14 protein-coding genes are annotated in these 16994 nt (G+C 69.2%); 9 read left to right on the forward strand and 5 right to left on the reverse strand.

The genetic code is table 11. From position 1 onward, the window contains the following. Nucleotides 1-67 precede the first annotated feature (67 nt). Both DFR49_RS16760 and DFR49_RS16765 read left to right on the forward strand, forming a co-directional pair. Nucleotides 68-2449, forward strand: a complete 2382-nt coding sequence (locus tag DFR49_RS16760; protein ID WP_119036819.1) for a hypothetical protein — start codon at nucleotides 68-70, stop codon at nucleotides 2447-2449. A gap of 205 nt (nucleotides 2450-2654) precedes the next feature. Further along, complete coding sequence (locus tag DFR49_RS16765; protein ID WP_119036820.1) at nucleotides 2655-4247, forward strand: DEAD/DEAH box helicase; 1593 nt, start codon at nucleotides 2655-2657, stop codon at nucleotides 4245-4247. A 176-nt stretch (nucleotides 4248-4423) separates the two neighbouring features. On the opposite strand, the gene DFR49_RS16770 is transcribed toward DFR49_RS16765, so the two are convergent. Then, a complete protein-coding gene (locus tag DFR49_RS16770; protein WP_119037270.1) occupies nucleotides 4424-5629 on the reverse strand; it encodes an MFS transporter in 1206 nt (401 codons plus the stop codon). 133 nt (nucleotides 5630-5762) lie between these two features. Here DFR49_RS16770 and DFR49_RS16775 point away from each other — a divergent pair, with 133 nt between their 5' ends. Continuing rightward, on the forward strand, nucleotides 5763-6029 hold the full coding sequence (locus DFR49_RS16775) for a hypothetical protein (protein ID WP_119036821.1): 267 nt from the start codon (nucleotides 5763-5765) through the stop codon (nucleotides 6027-6029). A gap of 178 nt (nucleotides 6030-6207) precedes the next feature. Here DFR49_RS16775 and DFR49_RS16780 read toward each other — a convergent pair whose 3' ends face one another. Continuing rightward, on the reverse strand, nucleotides 6208-6636 hold the full coding sequence (locus DFR49_RS16780) for a CoA-binding protein (RefSeq protein WP_119036822.1): 429 nt from the start codon (nucleotides 6634-6636) through the stop codon (nucleotides 6208-6210). Next, complete coding sequence (locus DFR49_RS16785) at nucleotides 6636-7598, reverse strand: Mrp/NBP35 family ATP-binding protein (RefSeq protein ID WP_119036823.1); 963 nt, start codon at nucleotides 7596-7598, stop codon at nucleotides 6636-6638. Before DFR49_RS16785 ends, DFR49_RS16780 begins: the two co-directional genes overlap by 1 nt. Nucleotides 7599-7668: 70 nt before the next feature. On the opposite strand from DFR49_RS16785, the gene hflK reads away from it, so the two are divergent. The 5 genes from hflK to DFR49_RS16810 all read left to right on the forward strand — a co-directional run bounded on the left by hflK (nucleotide 7669) and on the right by DFR49_RS16810 (nucleotide 13614). Then, entirely contained in the window at nucleotides 7669-8793 is a 1125-nt protein-coding gene (gene hflK, locus DFR49_RS16790) for a protease modulator HflK (RefSeq protein ID WP_119036824.1), read from the forward strand. Further along, on the forward strand, nucleotides 8790-9668 hold the full coding sequence (gene hflC / locus DFR49_RS16795; protein WP_119036825.1) for a protease modulator HflC: 879 nt from the start codon (nucleotides 8790-8792) through the stop codon (nucleotides 9666-9668). Before hflK ends, hflC begins: the two co-directional genes overlap by 4 nt. An 88-nt stretch (nucleotides 9669-9756) precedes the next feature. Next, nucleotides 9757-11280 (forward strand): Do family serine endopeptidase, encoded by a 1524-nt coding sequence (locus DFR49_RS16800; protein WP_119036826.1) that lies wholly within the window; start codon nucleotides 9757-9759, stop codon nucleotides 11278-11280. 203 nt (nucleotides 11281-11483) lie between these two features. Further along, nucleotides 11484-13076 (forward strand): helicase HerA-like domain-containing protein, encoded by a 1593-nt coding sequence (locus DFR49_RS16805; RefSeq protein ID WP_119036827.1) that lies wholly within the window; start codon nucleotides 11484-11486, stop codon nucleotides 13074-13076. Between the two features lie 10 nt (nucleotides 13077-13086). Beyond that, nucleotides 13087-13614, forward strand: a complete 528-nt coding sequence (locus DFR49_RS16810) for a GNAT family N-acetyltransferase (RefSeq protein ID WP_211325926.1) — start codon at nucleotides 13087-13089, stop codon at nucleotides 13612-13614. Between the two features lie 9 nt (nucleotides 13615-13623). On the opposite strand, the gene DFR49_RS16815 is transcribed toward DFR49_RS16810, so the two are convergent. After that, nucleotides 13624-14682: a YeiH family protein gene (locus tag DFR49_RS16815; RefSeq protein WP_119036828.1), complete on the reverse strand. Its 1059-nt coding sequence runs from the start codon at nucleotides 14680-14682 to the stop codon at nucleotides 13624-13626. Nucleotides 14683-14763: 81 nt separating this feature from the next. On the opposite strand from DFR49_RS16815, the gene DFR49_RS16820 reads away from it, so the two are divergent. Beyond that, nucleotides 14764-15720: a LysR family transcriptional regulator gene (locus DFR49_RS16820; protein WP_119036829.1), complete on the forward strand. Its 957-nt coding sequence runs from the start codon at nucleotides 14764-14766 to the stop codon at nucleotides 15718-15720. On the opposite strand, the gene DFR49_RS16825 is transcribed toward DFR49_RS16820, so the two are convergent. Beyond that, the gene (locus tag DFR49_RS16825; protein WP_119036830.1) at nucleotides 15608-16984 is read right to left on the reverse strand and encodes an alpha/beta hydrolase family protein; all 1377 of its coding nucleotides are present in this window, start codon (nucleotides 16982-16984) and stop codon (nucleotides 15608-15610) included. The two genes, DFR49_RS16820 and DFR49_RS16825, sit on opposite strands and share 113 nt — an antisense overlap. Nucleotides 16985-16994: the final 10 nt, after the last annotated feature.

Raw genomic sequence — 16994 nt, forward strand, 5'->3', positions numbered from 1 at the left:
GGGTGACGCCCCGCCGGCTCCCCGATTGCGCCCTATTCTTGACACCTGCCCGCGCCACGCCATCCGCATGATGCTGCGTCTGTTCTGCTGCTCGCTCCTGCTCGGTCTCGCCGCCGCCCCTGCGCCCGCGCGCGCGGCCTCGTCGCCGTTCGATCTCGCCGGGCCGGGGCTTCAGGTCGCGGTGAGGCACGGCGGGCGGACGCTGCCGATCGCGCGCGTCCCCAATCTGGCCGAGAGCGACCGCATCTCGATCAAGCTCGACCTTCCCGAACGGCAGGGCGCGCGGATGCTGCTCGTCGCCGCCTTCTTGCGCGGCGCGACCAACCCGCCGCCCAAGGACTGGTTCTTCAAATCCAAGACCTGGAAGAAGGGCGGCACCGAATTGTCGCTCACGGTCCCCGCAGGCGCGCGGCAGCTCGTCCTGTTCCTCGCGCCCGACGACAACAGCGATTACGACGCGATCGTCGAGGCGGTACGCGACCGCCCCGGCACCTTCGTGCGCGCGTCGCAGGAACTCAACCAGGCATCGCTCGACCGCGGCCGGCTCGATACTTTCCTGCGCCATATCCACAGGCTCGAAGGCTCCGACCCCGATCGGATCGCGACGATCTCGCCGGTGCTGACGCAAAGCCTCTCGGTCAAGCTCAAGACCGAATGCCTCGATCAGCCCACCGATCTTCAGGCGGCGTGTCTGACGCAGGATCGCGAGGCGCTGCTGCTCGCCGACACGCACACCTCGGCGCTCGCCGAGACGCTGGCGGGCGCGCCGACCGATCTCGCCTATCGGATCAGTTCGACGCGCCAGGCCGGCTATGGCTATTACAGCCCCTATATCGGCGTGGTGCGCGATATCGCGCGGCTGTTCGGCGCGTTCCAATCGACCCAGCTCCAATATATCCCCGCGCTGTCGCGGATCGACGACGATCGCGTCACGCTGCTGCTCAACGCCGCGCCCAGTTTCGGCCGGCCGGCCTCGGTGATGGTGGTCGCGCTGCCCGCGATCGAGCCGCCGCGGGTGCCGCCGCTGCGCCATTCGGCGACGCAGGGCGCGCTGTGCGCGGCGCCGGGCACGGTGCTGCCCATCGAAGGCGCGCCGCTCGTCTACGCGACGCGCTATGCGCAGAACATGCGGCTGCGCGTGGTGCGCGAGAGCGGCGCGAGCCTCGATCTGCCCGTCACCGCCGATCCGACGCGCGGCGGTTACGTCCTCGCCGCGCCCGCCGCCACCTGGCGCGGTCTCGGCGATACCATCACCGGCACGCTCCACGGCGATTGGGGCTTCGTGCCGTTCGACGGCCCGACCTTCAGCCTCGCCAATCCCGAAGCGGCCGCGTGGCACACCGTCTCGCGCGACGCCGCCGTCCTGCCCGTCGGCCGCGATAACGCGCTCGACCTCGTCGGCGGCGCGCCCGCCTGCGTCGATCGCATCACGCTTGCCGACGGCCGGGTGCTGACGTGGAAACCGACGGGCGGCGATCGCCTCACCGTCACCGTGCCGGTACCCCCCGCCGCGCCCGATGCGCTGACGCTGCTCGTCCATCCCAAGGGCGGCGGCGAGGCCGTCAGCGTCGCGCTCGCCACCACCACCGAGCAACTACGCCTCGATCGACTGACGCTCCGCGCGCGCGACAGCGAGGCCGACCTCACCGGCATCGGGCTCGACAAGGTGACCGCGGTCACGCTCGGCGGCCTCGCCTTGCGCCCCGGCGCGATCGTGCGCGCCGACGGCACCGACCGCCTGACGCTGACCGCCGCCGATCCCGAAAAGCTGGCAGCGCTCGACCCCGGCCATCGCGAGACCGCCACCGTCACGCTCGCCGACGGGCGCAAGCGGCCCTTGCCGGTGGTCGTCGCCGCGCCGCGCCCGGCGGCGACGCTGCTGGGGCTCACCGCGACCCCCGCCGTCACCCAGCACCAATTGCAGATCGCGATCGCCGACAAGAAGGTGGTGCCGCTTGGCGCAGCGCTGACCTTCTCGTTCCGCGCCGCGCCCACGACCCGCCTCACCGGTCGCGAGACGATCGAGATCGCAACCGCCGACGGTCGCCTGTCGGCCCGGATCGCACCGGGCGCGGGCTATGCCGTCCAGAACGACACGATCGGCGTGGTCAAGGCCGATCTCGCCGCCACGCTCGGCGCGTCGGCCTATGGCCCGATCCGCTTCCGCATCCTCCAGGATGGCGTCGCCGGCGCCTGGGCGCCGCTCGCCACATTGGTCCGCCTGCCGACGCTCGACGCCCTCCAATGCGACGATCAGGCCTGCCACCTGACGGGAAGCGACCTCTATCTGCTCGCCGCGGTGGCCACGACTGCCGACTTTGCGGGTGCGGTTGCGGTGCCCGACGGCTTTACCGGCACGATGATCGCGGTGCCCAGGCCGGCGGACGGCCGCCTCTTCCTGCGGCTGCGCGACGATGCGGGCGCGATCGCGACCGTCACGATCCGGTAACGGCCCGCAATATCGCTTGACTTTTTGCAGCGCAGCATCCACATGGCCGCCATCGAGGCGTCATGCAGCGTGATTGAATCCCCTTGGGATTAAGGCTCCGCCTCGGTCGATTTTTCGGGCTTCCCATATCACGCGGGGTGTCATTTCTTCCCCCGCCTCTCGTGTGCCATCGGCGCGCGAGCCCGGCGATTATTGAAAGTTTTCCATGTCTTTTTCCACACTCGGCCTCGCCGAACCGCTCGTTCGCGCGATCGAGGCCAAGGGCTATGATACGCCCACGCCGATCCAGCAGCAGGCGATCCCGACGCTGCTCGAGGGTCGCGATCTGCTCGGCATCGCGCAGACCGGTACCGGCAAGACCGCGGCGTTCGTGCTGCCCTCGCTCCAGCGCCTCGACGAAGCCGGCAAGCGCCCGCTGCCCTATCATTGCCGGATGCTCGTGCTCACCCCGACGCGCGAACTGGCGACGCAGATCGCCGACAATGCGCGCGATTACGCCAAATTCTCGCGGCTTTCGGTCGCGACCGTGTTCGGCGGCACCAGCATCAACAAGAACCGACAGGATATGAGCCGCGGCGTCGATTTGCTCGTCGCCACGCCGGGCCGCCTGATCGATCTGATCGAGCAGCGCTACGTCAACCTCTCGATGCTCGAAATCCTCGTGCTCGACGAGGCCGATCAGATGCTCGATCTGGGCTTCATCCACGCGCTGCGCCGGATCGTGACGCTGCTGCCGAAACAGCGCCAGTCGCTGTTCTTTTCGGCGACGATGCCCAAGACGATCCGCACGCTCGCCGATCAGTTCCTCCGCGACCCCGCGACCGTCGCGATCAAGCCCGCAGCGACCACCGCCGAGCGTGTCGATCAGTTCGTCACCTTCGTCGGCCAGAAGGAAAAGCAGGCGCTGCTGACGATCAAGCTCGGCGATCCGGGAATCGAACGCGCGCTCGTCTTTACCCGCACCAAGCACGGTGCCGATCGGGTGGTGAAGCTGCTCGGCGGCAACGGCTTCGCCGCGCACGCGATCCACGGCAACAAGAGCCAGCCGCAGCGCGAGCGCGCGCTCGCCGCGTTCAAATCGGGGCAGGTGCGCATCCTCGTCGCGACCGATATCGCCGCGCGCGGCATCGACGTGTCGGGGGTCAGCCACGTCTTCAATTTCGAACTGCCCAACGTCGCCGAGCAATATGTCCACCGCATCGGCCGCACCGCGCGCGCCGGGGCAAGCGGCGTCGCGATCAGTTTCTGCGCCGATGACGAGCGCCCCTATCTGCGCGATATCGAGCGGGTGACCCGCCAGAAGGTGACGATCGAACCGCTGCCGGCCGATTTCGTCGCCCAGTCGCACGAGATTCAGGCGACCCGCAAAAAGGCGATCGGCGCCGATCCTGCCCCGCGCGAGGATCGCCAGCGCGGCCCGCGCCGCCCGCGCGCGACGCACAAGGCCATTCCCGCAGGGGGCGCACGCCGCCCGGGTGGCGGCAACCGTCAAGGCGAGGGACGCCGGCACGATGGCGAGCAGCAGCGCGGCGAGCGTCGCGAGGCGCAGGGCGATCGTCGCCCACACCGCGGCGGCGGCGATGCTCGCCCGAACCGCAACGGCGATGCCCGCGCCACGCATGATGGCCAGCGCACGCCGCAGCGTGCCGAGGGGCGCCCGGCCGGCACGCGAGAGGGGCAGCACAAGCCGCATCGCGGTGGCGACAACCGCCCACAGGGTAGCCAGCCCGCCGGCGACCGCCGCCGCCCCGGCGCGAACCACCATCGCCGCGGCCAGCGGCGCCCGCAGACGGTGTAGTTAGAGCATCGTGCGAAAAAGTGGGAACCGGTTTTTCGCGAACAACGGTGCGACAACAAAGATTTAGAGCAAGCGACCTGCATCAGGTCTTATGCAGCTCGCTCTAGAATCGAGCTTTGGCCGGATAGCGGCACCGGGTTATTCCTTGTCGGGAATGAGCCGGTGCCGTTTCCGTTTCAGGCCGCCACCAGCGCCGGGGTGCGCCGGCTCATCGTCACCGATACCAGCAGTACCGCCATCCCGCCGAGCGCAAGCCCGCAGCCGACCAGCCCCGTCGACGTCCAGCCCAGCCCCGCCGCGATCGCCATCCCGCCGATCCACGGCCCCAGCGCATTGGCAATATTGAACGCCGAGTGATTGAGCGCCGCGGCCAGCGCCTGCGCGTCTCCCGCCACGTCCATCAGCCGCGTCTGCAACACCGTACCGAGCGCACCGCCGATCCCGATCGCGCCGATATCGGCCAGCATCGTCCACCAATTGTGCGCGGCAAGCGGGAACAGCGCGAGCGCAACCGCGCTCCACGCCAGCAACGCGGCGGCGGTCGGCATCAGCGCGCGATCGGCGAAGCGCGGCGCGATCAGATTGCCCGCGGTCATGCCGATCCCGAACACCATCAGCGCGATCGGGATCATCATCGGCGTCACCCCGGTCACATTGAGCAGCGTATCGGCAAGATAGGTGTAGACCGCGAACAGCCCGCCAAAGCCGATCGCACCGATGCCGAGCGTCAACCACACCTGCCCGCGTCTGAGCGCACCCAGTTCGCGCAACGGGCTCGCGCCCTCGTGCGGCCGATCGCGCGGCGCGACCAGCGCGACCATCGTCGCCGCCATCGTCGCGAGCAATGCCACGATCCCGAACCCCCAGCGCCAGCCGAGCGTCTGCCCCAGCCAATTGGCGAGCGGCACCCCCGCGACGGTCGCCACCGTCAGCCCCAACAGCACGCGCGCCACCGCCCGCGTGCGCTGGCCCTGCGGCACGAGCGAGGCGGCGACCAGCGTCGCGATCCCGAAATAGGCCCCGTGTGGCAATCCACTCAGGAAGCGGAAGGCGAGCATCCAGCCATAGGTTGCCGCCAGCCCCGACAGGGCATTGGCAAGCGCGAACACCGCCATCAGCCCGATCAACAGCGTCCGCCGCGACAATTTCGCCGACAGCACGGCGATCGCGGGCGCCCCCACCACGACGCCAAGCGCATAGGCGCTGATCACATGCCCCGCGGTCGGCGCGTCGATGCCCAGATCAGCCGCCAGATCGGGCAGCAGGCTCATCGTCGCGAATTCGGTGGTGCCGATCGCGAACCCGCCCATCGCCAGCGCGAGATGGGTGAGCCCGACGTGCCTGTGTGGGCCGGCGGCGGATCGGGGAAGCGGTTCGGTCATCGCGCAGAGCTGGCGATGCTGCACCGCAGCGTCAATTGCGCAAAATGCTTCCGCAGTTGCGAAATGTGGATGCGCAACGTGGCGGCGCGGAGCCGCGCGCGCGCTCGCACGTTGATCGCGCAGGAGAAAGATGATGGACATCAGCACCCAGCCCGCCGCCGAACGGATCGCGCGCGTCCTCGCCGGCCAGCGGATCAGCGCCAATGCCGAAGGCGACGCGGAATCGGCGTCACGCGAGGTCGAGGAACGCTGGAGAGATTACCTGCCCGATGCCGCCGCTGTCCTGCGCACGCTGCGCGAGCCCGATTCCGCGATGGCCGACGCAGGCGATCCGGCGGTGTGGGAACGGATGATCCTCGCCGCGATCGAGCAAACCAAGCCGCAGACCGTGGTGCTGTAGGGTTGTTTTGTTTGCGTGGATTGCGGCACCGGCCCGCTCCCCCACCCCCCTCCCATTCAGTATACTGCCGTTGGGAGGTGGGGTGGGGGTAACCCCACAAAGTAATACTTAGTGGGGACCCCGTGGGGGAGCGGGCCGGTGCCGCCTCTGTTTCAGCATAACTGAAACAGTCCAAAAGCTATTCGACCGGCGGCACGCCCAGCCGCGGGATCTCGATCGCCGGGCAGCGATCCATCACCACCTTGAGCCCCGCCGCCTCGGCGCGCGCGGCGGCGGCGTCGTTGATCACGCCCAATTGCATCCACACCGCCTTCGCGCCCGCCGCGATCGCCTGATCGACAGCCTCACCCGCTGCCTGCGGCCGACGGAAGATATCGACCAGATCGATCGGTTCCCCGATCTGCGACAGCTCGCGCCAGACGAACTCGCCGTGGATATGCTCGCCGGTGATCTGCGGGTTGACCGGCAGCACGCGGTAACCGTGCTGCTGGAGGAACGCCATGACGTGGTTCGAATCGCGATCCGGGCGGTCCGAGGCGCCGATCATCGCGATCGTCCGCGTGCCCGCCAGCAACGCGCGGATGTCGTCGTCGTTGGTGATCGGCATCAGCGTTTCTCCTTCAGCCAGGCATCGATCGCATCGGCGATCCGGATGAACGCGGCGGCCTCGTCGCCGGTCCCCGTGACGGGGGGCGTGCCCGCATCGGAGGCCGCGCGGATCGCAAGATCGAGCGGCACCCGGCCGAGGAACGACACGCCCAGCTCGGCGGCGGCGGCCTCGGCGCCGCCGCGCCCGAACGGATCGGATATCTCGCCGCAATGCGGGCAGGCATAGCCCGCCATATTCTCGACCATCCCGATGATCGGCACGTCGGTGCGGCGGAACAGGTCGATCGCGCGCCGCGCATCGATCAGCGCGAGATCCTGCGGCGTCGAGACGATCACCGCACCCGCGGGCTTGTGCTTCTGGACCATCGATAATTGCACGTCGCCGGTTCCCGGCGGCAGATCGAGCACCAGCGTATCGGCATCGCCCCAATTGGCGTCGACGAGCTGGCCGAGCGCGCCGCTCACCATCGGCCCGCGCCACGCGATCGCCTTGTCGGCGTCGACGAGCTGCCCCATCGACAGCAGCGGCACGCCGTACGGGGTCGCCACCGGCTGGAGGACTTTGTCGCGCGCCTGCGGGCGGCTGCCCTCGACGCCCAGCAGCTTGGGCTGCGACGGGCCGTAGATATCGGCATCGACCAACCCCACCGCGCGTCCGGCCCGGTGGAGCGCGATCGCCAGATTGGCGGCGACGGTCGATTTGCCGACCCCGCCCTTGCCGCTCGCGATCGCGATTAGGCGGCGCGCGGTGCGTTCGACGGTCAGCGCGACGCGCACCTCGGTCACCCCCGGCACCGCCGCCGCGGCCGCGCGCACGTCTTGTTCGAAGGCGTCGTGCGTGCTCTTCGGCAACCCGGTGACGTTGAGAATGATGCTCGCGGTGCCGTTCGCTAGCCGCGCGGTCGCGCGGCCTGCGGCGACCGGCGCGAGCGCGGCGCTAAGGGCTTCGTTATCGGACATACTGGGCGAGATAGGCGCCTCATGCGCTCTTGCCACTGTTTTTCTCAGTTCGCCCACCTATAAAGGCGGGATGACGATCCTGACACGGTGGTGGCGGCGCCTTCCCATTCTGGCGAACGAGAGCAAGGGCCCCTGGGGCTCTGGCGGCAATGACGGCGGTGGCGATCGCGGCCCGCGTAATCCGTGGACGGTGCCGCCGGGCGCCCCGCGCGGCCGGTCCGCCCGGCCGACCGTGCTCGACGAATTTTTGAAGCGCGCGCGCGGCGGCGGCGGCGGCCCGGGCAGCGGCGGCGGTGGCGGCGGGCTTCCCGGCGGCGCCAACGGCCGCAGCCTCGCGATCATCGGCATCGTGCTGCTGCTCGGCGTGTGGGTGGTGTTCACCAGCTTCCACGTCATCGGCCCGCAGCAGCGCGGCGTCGTGACCTTGTTCGGCCGCTACACCAAGACGCTCGATCCCGGCTACAAGGTGACGCTGCCGGCGCCCTTCAATTCGGTGCAGAAGGTCGACGTCCAGGCGATCCGCACCGACGATTTCCCGGAAGGCGACGCCACCAACCTGATGCTGACCGGCGACCAGAATCTGATCGACCTCAATTATCAGGTGCGCTGGAACGTCAAGAATCCGCAGAATTACGTGTTCGAGATCAAGGATCCCGCCGCAACGCTGCGCGCGACCGCCGAAAGCGCGATGCGCGCGGTGATCGCGACCTCGACGCTCAACGACGCGATCGGCCCCGGCCAGAGCCGGATCACCCAGCGGGTGCAGGAATTGATGCAGCAGATTCTCGACAGCTACGGCTCGGGCCTCCAGGTGCAGGGCGTGGCGCTGCGCCGGGTCGATCCGCCCGCCGCGGTGATCGACGAATTCAAGGCGGTCTCCGCTGCGCAGCAGAGCGCGCAATCGGATATCAACCAGGCGCACACCTATGCCGAACAGATCATCGCGCGCGCGCAGGGCGAGGCGGCGCAGTTCGACAAGGTCTACGAACAATACAAGCTCGCGCCGGAGGTGACGCGGCGACGGATGTATTATGAGACGATGGAGAATGTGCTGGGCAAGGCGCACAAGACGGTGATCGAGGATACGCGCAGCGGCGTCGTGCCCTATCTGCCGCTCAACAACGCCGCCGGCGCGCGGCCGGCGCCTGCGGCACCCGCCGCCACGCCTGCCCCCGCGCAGGGAGGCGGCCAATGAGCCGGTCGCTGCGCAACCCCGTCGTCATCGGCATCGTCGCGCTGGTCGTGGTGATCCTGCTCGCGAGCACTTTCGCGATCGTTCCCGAGACGCGCCAGGCGGTGATCCTGCGGCTCGAAAAGCCGGTCGGGCTGGTCAACGCGTGGAAACCGGGCCAGCAATTCGGCAATACCGGCGCCGGGCTGGTCGCGCGCTGGCCGTTCATCGACAAGCTCGTCTGGGTCGACAAGCGCGTGCTCGACGTCGATCTCGACAACCAGCAGGTGCTGTCGACCGATCAGCTCCGGCTCGAGGTCGACGCTTATGCGCGGTTCCGCATCGTCGATCCGCTCAAGGCGGTGGTCGCGACCGGCAGTTCGTCGGCGACCGAGCAGCGCGTCGCCGAGCAGCTCCAGCCGATCCTCGGCTCGGCGCTGAGGAGCGAGTTGGGCAAGCGGCCGTTCGTGGCGCTGCTCAGCCCCGAACGCGGCGAGGTGATGGACAATATCCAGGCCGGGCTCCAGCGCGTCGCCAACCAATATGGCGTCGAGATCGTCGACGTGCGCATCCGCCACGCCGACCTGCCCGACGGCACGCCGCTCACCAGCGCGCTCCAGCGCATGGCGACCGCGCGCCAGCAGGAAGCCGCGACGATCCGCGCGCAGGGCCAGAAACAGGCGCAGATCATCCGCGCCGAGGCCGACGCGCAGGCGTCGCACGTCTATGCCGAGAGTTTCAGCAAGGATGCGTCCTTCTACGATTTCTATCGCGCTATGCAGTCGTACGAGCGGACCTTCGTCGATGACGGCGATCCCTCGACGCCCACCGATCAGACCGACATCATCCTCTCCCCCGACAGCGAGTATCTCCGCCAGTTCTCGGGCCGGGGACGCTGACGATCCGTTCATATTCAATCGAGGTTCAGCAAATAATCGGCAAAAGCCGCGCGACGCCTGAACCGAACAGAGAAGAGGAAATCCCTACGTGCGCTACGCCTTTGCGATAACCGGTGCCCTGTTGCTCGGCGGCGCGGCCGCCACGATGACCCTCCAGCAGCCGCTCGGCGCGCAGCAGGCGCAGAACGAGCCCGGCGCGATCAACGCCGTCGCCCCCAAGGCGGGCGCGCCGATGAGCTTCGCGGACATGGTGGCGAAACTCCAGCCGGCGGTGGTCAACATCTCGACCACGCAGCACATCAAGGTCCAGCAGCAGAATCCCTTCGCCGGCACGCCGTTCGAGGATTTCTTCCAGCAATTCGGCGGCGGTGGCGGCGGTGGCCCGATCACGCGCGAAGGCGAGTCGCTCGGCTCGGGCTTCCTGATCTCGCCCGACGGCTATGTCGTCACCAACAACCACGTCATCGCGCCCGGTGCGCAGGGCGCGACCGTCGATACGATCACGGTGACGCTTACCGATCGCAAAGAATACAAGGCCCGCGTCGTCGGCCGCGACGCCAAGTCCGACCTCGCGGTGCTCAAGATCGACGCCACCGACCTGCCCTACGTCAAGTTCGGCGACTCGGGGAATGCGCGCGTCGGCGACTGGGTGATCGCGATCGGCAACCCGTTCGGGATCGGCTCGTCGGTGACGGCGGGGATCATCTCGGCGGTCCACCGCACCACCGATCCCGGCGGCTACGATCACTTCATCCAGACCGACGCCTCGATCAACCGCGGCAATTCGGGCGGCCCGATGTTCGACATGCACGGCAATGTGATCGGCATCAATTCGCAGATCCTGTCGCCCACCGGCGGCAATGTCGGCATCGGTTTCGCGATTCCGGCCGAGGAAGCCAAGCCGATCGTCAACACGCTGATGAAGGGCGGCAAGATCGAGCGCGGCTATCTCGGCGTCGGCATCCAGCCGGTCACCGACGACATCGCCGCGGCGCTCGGCCTGCCCAAGAACCGCGGCGAGATCGTCGCCCGCGTCGAACCCGATGGTCCTGCTTCCAAGGCCGGGCTCAAGCAGGGCGACGTCATCGTCCGCGTCAACGGGCAGGAGGTCACTCCCGATCAGTCGCTCAGCTATCTGGTCGCCAACCTGTCGCCGGGCACGCGCGTGCCGATCGAACTGATCCGCGGCGGCAAGCACCAGACCGTCACCGCGACGATGGCGACGCGTCCCTCGGAGGAGGAACTCGCCGGCTTCAACCCCGACGGATCGTCACCCGCCCCCGACGAGGGCGACGAGACGACCAGCGAGTCGACCACCGAAGCGATCGGGCTCACCACCACGCCGCTGACGCCGACGATCGCGCGGCAGGTGGGTGTCGACGCTGCGACCCGCGGGCTCGTCATCACCGCGGTCGATCCGTCGAGCAATGCCGCGCAGAGCCTGCGCCGCGGCGACGTGATCGTCTCGGCGAACGGCGCGCAGGTCTCGACGCCGAAGGAACTGTCGGACGCCGTCGCCGCCGCCAAGCGCGGTGGCCGCGATCAGGTGCTGCTGTTCGTCCAGCGCGGGCGCGGCGGCAGCGGGTTCATCCCGGTCAAGATCAAGAACTGAGGCGCGCCGCGCCGTTACGTTTTTGGTTAGAGGCGGCGCCGGCCCGCTCCCCCTCCCCGCCTCCCATTCAGTATACTGCCGTTGGGAGGCGGGGAGGGGGAGCGGGCCAGCGCCGCCCGTCCACGCAAGTGGAACAAACTCCGGGCTTCCGTCGCGCGCCGCTTCGCGCGATAGCGGGGCGGTAACGGTCGGGAGAAACGCACATGGCGGACAGCATCTTTATCGGCACGACGGCAGCAGGTGAGCGGCAGGAGCTTCAGCTCAAGCGCGCCAACCGCCACGGCCTGATCGCGGGCGCCACCGGCACCGGCAAGACGGTGACGCTCCAGGGCATCATCGAAGGCCTGTCGGCCGAAGGCGTGCCGTGCTTCGTCGCCGACGTGAAGGGCGATCTCTCGGGCCTCGCGATGGCCGGCGCACCCACCGCCAAGACGCACGAGCCCTTCGCCAAGCGCGCCGCCGAGATCGGCTATTCGGATTGGTCCTATGCCGACAACCCCGTCCAGTTCTGGGATCTGTTCGGCGAACAGGGCCACCCCATCCGCACCACCATTTCCGAAATGGGGCCGCTGCTGCTCGCGCGGCTGATGGATTTGAACGAAGTGCAGGAAGGCGTGCTGACGATCGCCTTCACCGTCGCCGACAAGGAGGGGCTGTTGCTCCTCGATCTCGACGACCTGCAAGCGATGCTGGTCGCGTGCGGCGCGCGCGCTGACGAACTGACGACGACCTACGGCAACGTCTCGAAGCAATCGGTGGGCGCGATCCAGCGCTCGCTGCTCCAGCTTCGCAGCCAGGGCGGCGACCATTTCTTCGGCGAGCCCGCGCTGGCGATGAGCGACTTCATCGGACACGACGACGCAGGCCGCGGCATCGTCAACATCCTCGCCGCCGACAAATTGATGGCGAGCCCCAAGCTCTACGCAACCTTCCTGCTGTGGCTGCTGAGCGAATTGTTCGAACAGCTCCCCGAGGTCGGCGATCCCGACAAGCCCGTGCTCGCCTTCTTCTTCGATGAGGCGCACCTGCTGTTCGATGACGCGCCCGGCGCGTTGCTCGACAAGATCGAACAGGTCGTCCGGCTGATCCGGTCGAAAGGCGTCGGCGTCTATTTCATCACCCAGAACCCGATCGACGTGCCCGACAAGGTGGCGGGGCAGCTCGGCAACCGCGTCCAGCACGCGTTGCGCGCGTTCACGCCGCGCGATCAGGCGGCGGTCAAATCGGCGGCGCAGACCTTCCGCGCCAACCCCGATATCGACGTCGCCACCGCGATCACCGAATTGAAGGTCGGCGAGGCGCTGGTGTCGCTGCTCCAGCCTGACGGCGCGCCCGCGCCGGTGACGCGCACGCTGATCAAGCCGCCGCGCAGCCGGGTCGGCCCGGTGACGAAGGTCGAGCGCGGCGTGCTGATCCAGACCGACGCGATCGGCAGCAAATACGACACCGTCATCGATCGCGAATCGGCCGAGGAGCTGCTCAAGGCTAAAGCCGACGAGGCGAGCGCGGCGGCGGCCGAGGCCAAGGCGCAGGACGAGGCCGCAAAAGCCGCCGCCGCCAAGGCGAAGGAAGATGCCCGCGCCGCCAAGGAGGCCGAACGCGCGCGTATCGCCGCCGAGCGTGAGGCGAAGAATTCGCCGTGGAACCGCGCGGTCACCTCGGCGACGCGATCGGCCTCGTCGGCGGTCGGGCGGCAGGTCGCGACGCAGGTTTCCAAGGCGGTGTTCGGCAGCTCGCGCGGCGTCGGCGCCAGCATCGTGCGCGGTATCCTCGGCGGGCTGTTCCGGGGGCGGTAGGAAGCGATCCGTGGCCGACGCCGGCACCGGGCAGCCGCGCGCCGTCTGGCGGCCGATGGCCGTGCGCGACCTGCCGGCGGTGAACGCGATCGCCGCCACGAGCTATCCCGACCATATCGAAGATCCCGCAATCTTCCGCGAGCGCCTCGCGCTGTTCCCCGGCGGCTGCTTCGTTCTCGGCGACGGCGGCGCCGCGATCATGGGCTATATCATCAGCCATCCGGCGGTGTTCGGGCAGCCGCCGACGCTCAACCGCCTGCTCGGCGCCATCCCGGAGCAAGCGGATTGCTATTATATCCACGATCTCGCGCTCGCGCCGGCCGCGCGGGGCAGCGGCGCCACGCGGGATATCGTCGCCCGCATCGGCACGGTCGCGGCGCGGTTGGGCTATGCGCGCATCGGCCTCGTCGCGGTCAACGAATCGACGCCGTTCTGGGCACGCCGTGGCTTCACCCCCGAGCATTCACCCGATATCATCGCCCGGCTCGCGTCCTATGGGGCGGGCAGCGTTTATCTGAGCGCCCCGTCGGCGGCGTAAGACAGCGCCTTACTCCAGCGTGACGCTGGCGAGCAGGAGCATGCCGAGGCCACCGAGCACCGCCAGCGACAGCAGCACCGCCGCCGTGACGCGCGGCCCCGCAGCGCGCACGCTGCGCACATCGACGCCGAGCCCCAGCCCCGCCATCGCGACGATCGTCAACGGCCCCGCCCCCGCCGCGAGGCTCGATGCGAGATGCGCCGGCACCCAACCCAGCGCCCGCAGCGCGGCGAGCGCCAGGAATCCGAGAATGAACCACGGCACGAGGTGCGCGATCGGCGGCACACCCCGCCCCTGCGTCGTCGCCGTCCAGCCGAGCCGCCGCGCGACCACCGCCAGCACCGCGCAGACCGGCCCCAGCATCAGCACGCGCGTCAGCTTGACCAATGTACCCATCTGCACCGCCGCGGGCCCCATCGGCGCCGCGGCGGCGAGCACCTGGGGCACCGCATAAACCGTCAGCCCCGCCAGCGCGCCTGCCTTGGCGCCGCTAAAACCCGCCAGCGCCGCGATCCCCGGCATCGCCAGCACCACGACGACGCCGAGCACCGCGGTGAAGCCGATCGCGGCCGCGACATCGTCGGATTCGGCGTCGATCGCCGGCGCCACCGCCGCGATCGCCGAATTGCCGCAGATCGCGTTGCCGCACGCGATCAACATCGCCATCTTCGCGGGCAGCCCCAGCGCGCGCCCGATCGCCACCCCGGCGCCGATCGCCAGCGCCACCGTCGCCGCGATCGCCGCGACGAGCACCGGCCCCGATGCGAGCATCGCGTGGACGTCGAGCGAAGCACCGAGCAGCACGATCGCGACTTCGAGCACCGGCTTGGCGGCGACGTCGATCCCGCGATGCGCGCGCGCCGGCACCAGCCCCGCCGAGCGCGCGCCGGCGCCGAGCACGATCGCGATCACCAGCGCTTCGATCCATGCCTTGCCGGTCAGCGCGCGCTCGATCTCCTCAAGCGAATGCGCCGCGAGCGCGATCAGGATCGCGAGGCAAAGGCCGGGCACGACGGCGGCGGCGGTTTCCGACAAAGGCAAGCGAGGGGCGGCGAGTATTTTGGACATGCCGATTCCATGCGCGTGTGCGATCAATCATTCGAACGAAACATTCTTGTGGTTTCGTTCGATTTACCCGATTGATTGAGCATGACCCTCGACCAGCTTCGCATCTTCGTCGCCGTCGCCGAGCGCGAGCATGTGACCCAGGCGGCGCGCGCGCTGAACCTCACCCAGTCGGCGGTCTCGGCCGCCATCGCGACGCTCGAGGATCGGCACGGCGCGCACCTGTTCGATCGCGTCGGCCGGGGGATCGCGCTGACCGAGGCGGGCCGCGTTTTCCTTCCCGAGGCGCGCGCGGTGCTCGCCCGTGTCGAGACCGCGAGCACGGTGCTCGCCGACCTGTCCGGGCTCACGCACGGCAGCCTGCGGATCGCGGCGAGCCAGACGGTGGGCGGCTATTGGCTTCCCGTCCGCCTCGCCCGTTTCCACGCCGCCTATCCGGGGATCGGCTTGCAGGTGAGCATCGCGAACACCCAGGATGTCGCCGCCGCGGTCGTCGAAGGCGCCGCCGATCTGGGCGTGGTCGAAGGCGCGGTCGACGATCCCGCGCTCGCCGCGTGGCAGGTCGGTGAGGATCGGATGCGGATCGTCCGGGCCGCCGACGCGCCCGAGGTCTCCGGGGCGGCGGCGCTCGCCGATGCGCGCTGGGTGATGCGCGAGGCCGGATCGGGAACGCGCGCCGTGCTCGAAGCGGCGTTGCGCGCGCGCGGCCTCGATCCGGCGGCGCTCGGAATCGCACTCGAACTGCCCTCGAACGAAGCGGTGCGCTCGGCGGTGGCGGCGGGGGCGGGCGTCAGCGGGCTGTCGTCGCTCGTCGTCGAGGCGATGATCGACGCCGGCCGCCTCGTCGCGTTGCCGATCGATCTGGCGCCTCGCCCATTCCTCGCGCTACGCCACAAGGAACGCTATCGCAGCCGCGCCGCCGACGCCTTCACCGCGATGCTGGATCAAGATACGCACCTGCGAAATCGAGGAACGTCGGCCAGTTCGCCGCCTGGGTATGGCCGTAATGATGCTGGCGAAAGCCGATCCGCCCGCCGGTGATCGCAGTGCCGGTCGGTGGGTAGGTCTTCGACGACAGCCCCGTCGCCCCCAGCAATTCATACGCCGCGCTCGCGCCCGCCGCGGCCTCGAAGCTGCCGCGCGAATCGACCCAGCCGTCACCCGCCGCCTGCGTGCCCGCGCTGATGAACACCGGGCGCGGCGCGCATAAGGCGATCAGCGCGTCGGCATCGACCGGCAGATCATAGACGCTCAACGGATCGGCGCCGTAGCGCATGAAATTCCCGGCGAACCAGTAATATTCGTCGCTCGTCAGATTCTCGAGCTGCTCGCCGTAATCGCGCGTCAGCAGCTTGGCCCCGCCCGCCCCCGACGAACTGATATAGCCGATCGCGAACCGCGGATCGAACGCCTGCGCGACCAGCGCCGCCTTGCCGTAGCGCGAATGCCCGGCGACCCCCACGCGGTCACCCGCGACACGGGGATCGCGGTCGAGGTAATCGAGCACCCGGCTCGCGCCCCAGGCCCAGGCGCGCAGCACGCCCCAATCGTCCATCGACCGCGGCTGCCCCTTGTTGGCGAGCCCGATAATGCCCTGCGTCAGCCCGACGCCGTTATCGGGCTGGACGCTCAAGGGATCGTAGACGACATAGCCCCAGCCGCGCGCCAGGATCCGCGCCTTCCAGTCGGGGCCGGGCGGTTCGGGCGGCGGCGTGAACCCCTTGGGCAGCCGCGGCGGCATGATCCAGCTCAGATTGATCATCACCGGCACCTTGCCGCGACCCTGCGCCGGCAGCGTCAGCCGCGCGTCGATATCGACGCTGATCCCCGGCGCGGCGCGATTGTCGACATGGCCGATCAGATGCCGCGTCTCGGCCGCGACCCCGCCGATCGTCTCATGCTCGACCGAGGCGACACGCCACGTCACCGCCGGCAAATGCGCGGGCACGCGCCCGTACATCTCCTTCTCGAAGGTCGCCACCAGCGCGGGGCGGCGCGCATTCCACCACGCATCGGCGGTCGCGGCCCCGGCGAGCACATCGGAGGCGATCGGCCGCGGCTCGGCCCTGGCCTCGTCGTAATTGACTGCGTTGGGCGCGCTCATGTCCATGCCGTTGCGTCCCGGCCGCAGCGCGGTGATCCCCAGCAGCCCCATCTCGCGTCGTCGCTCGACGGCAGTGGCGTCGTTTACCACCGCGCGCTCGGCCGGCGTCAGCGCGAAGATCGACTTGCGCGCGAGCGCGTCGACATCGTCCCCCGCCTGCATGCCGCCGAGCAGCAGCGCGAAGACAATGCCCGCCTTCACTTGTCCGCCT

It is taken from the genome of Hephaestia caeni (assembly GCF_003550065.1).
Taxonomy (GTDB): Bacteria; Pseudomonadota; Alphaproteobacteria; order Sphingomonadales; family Sphingomonadaceae; genus Sphingomonas; species Sphingomonas caeni_A.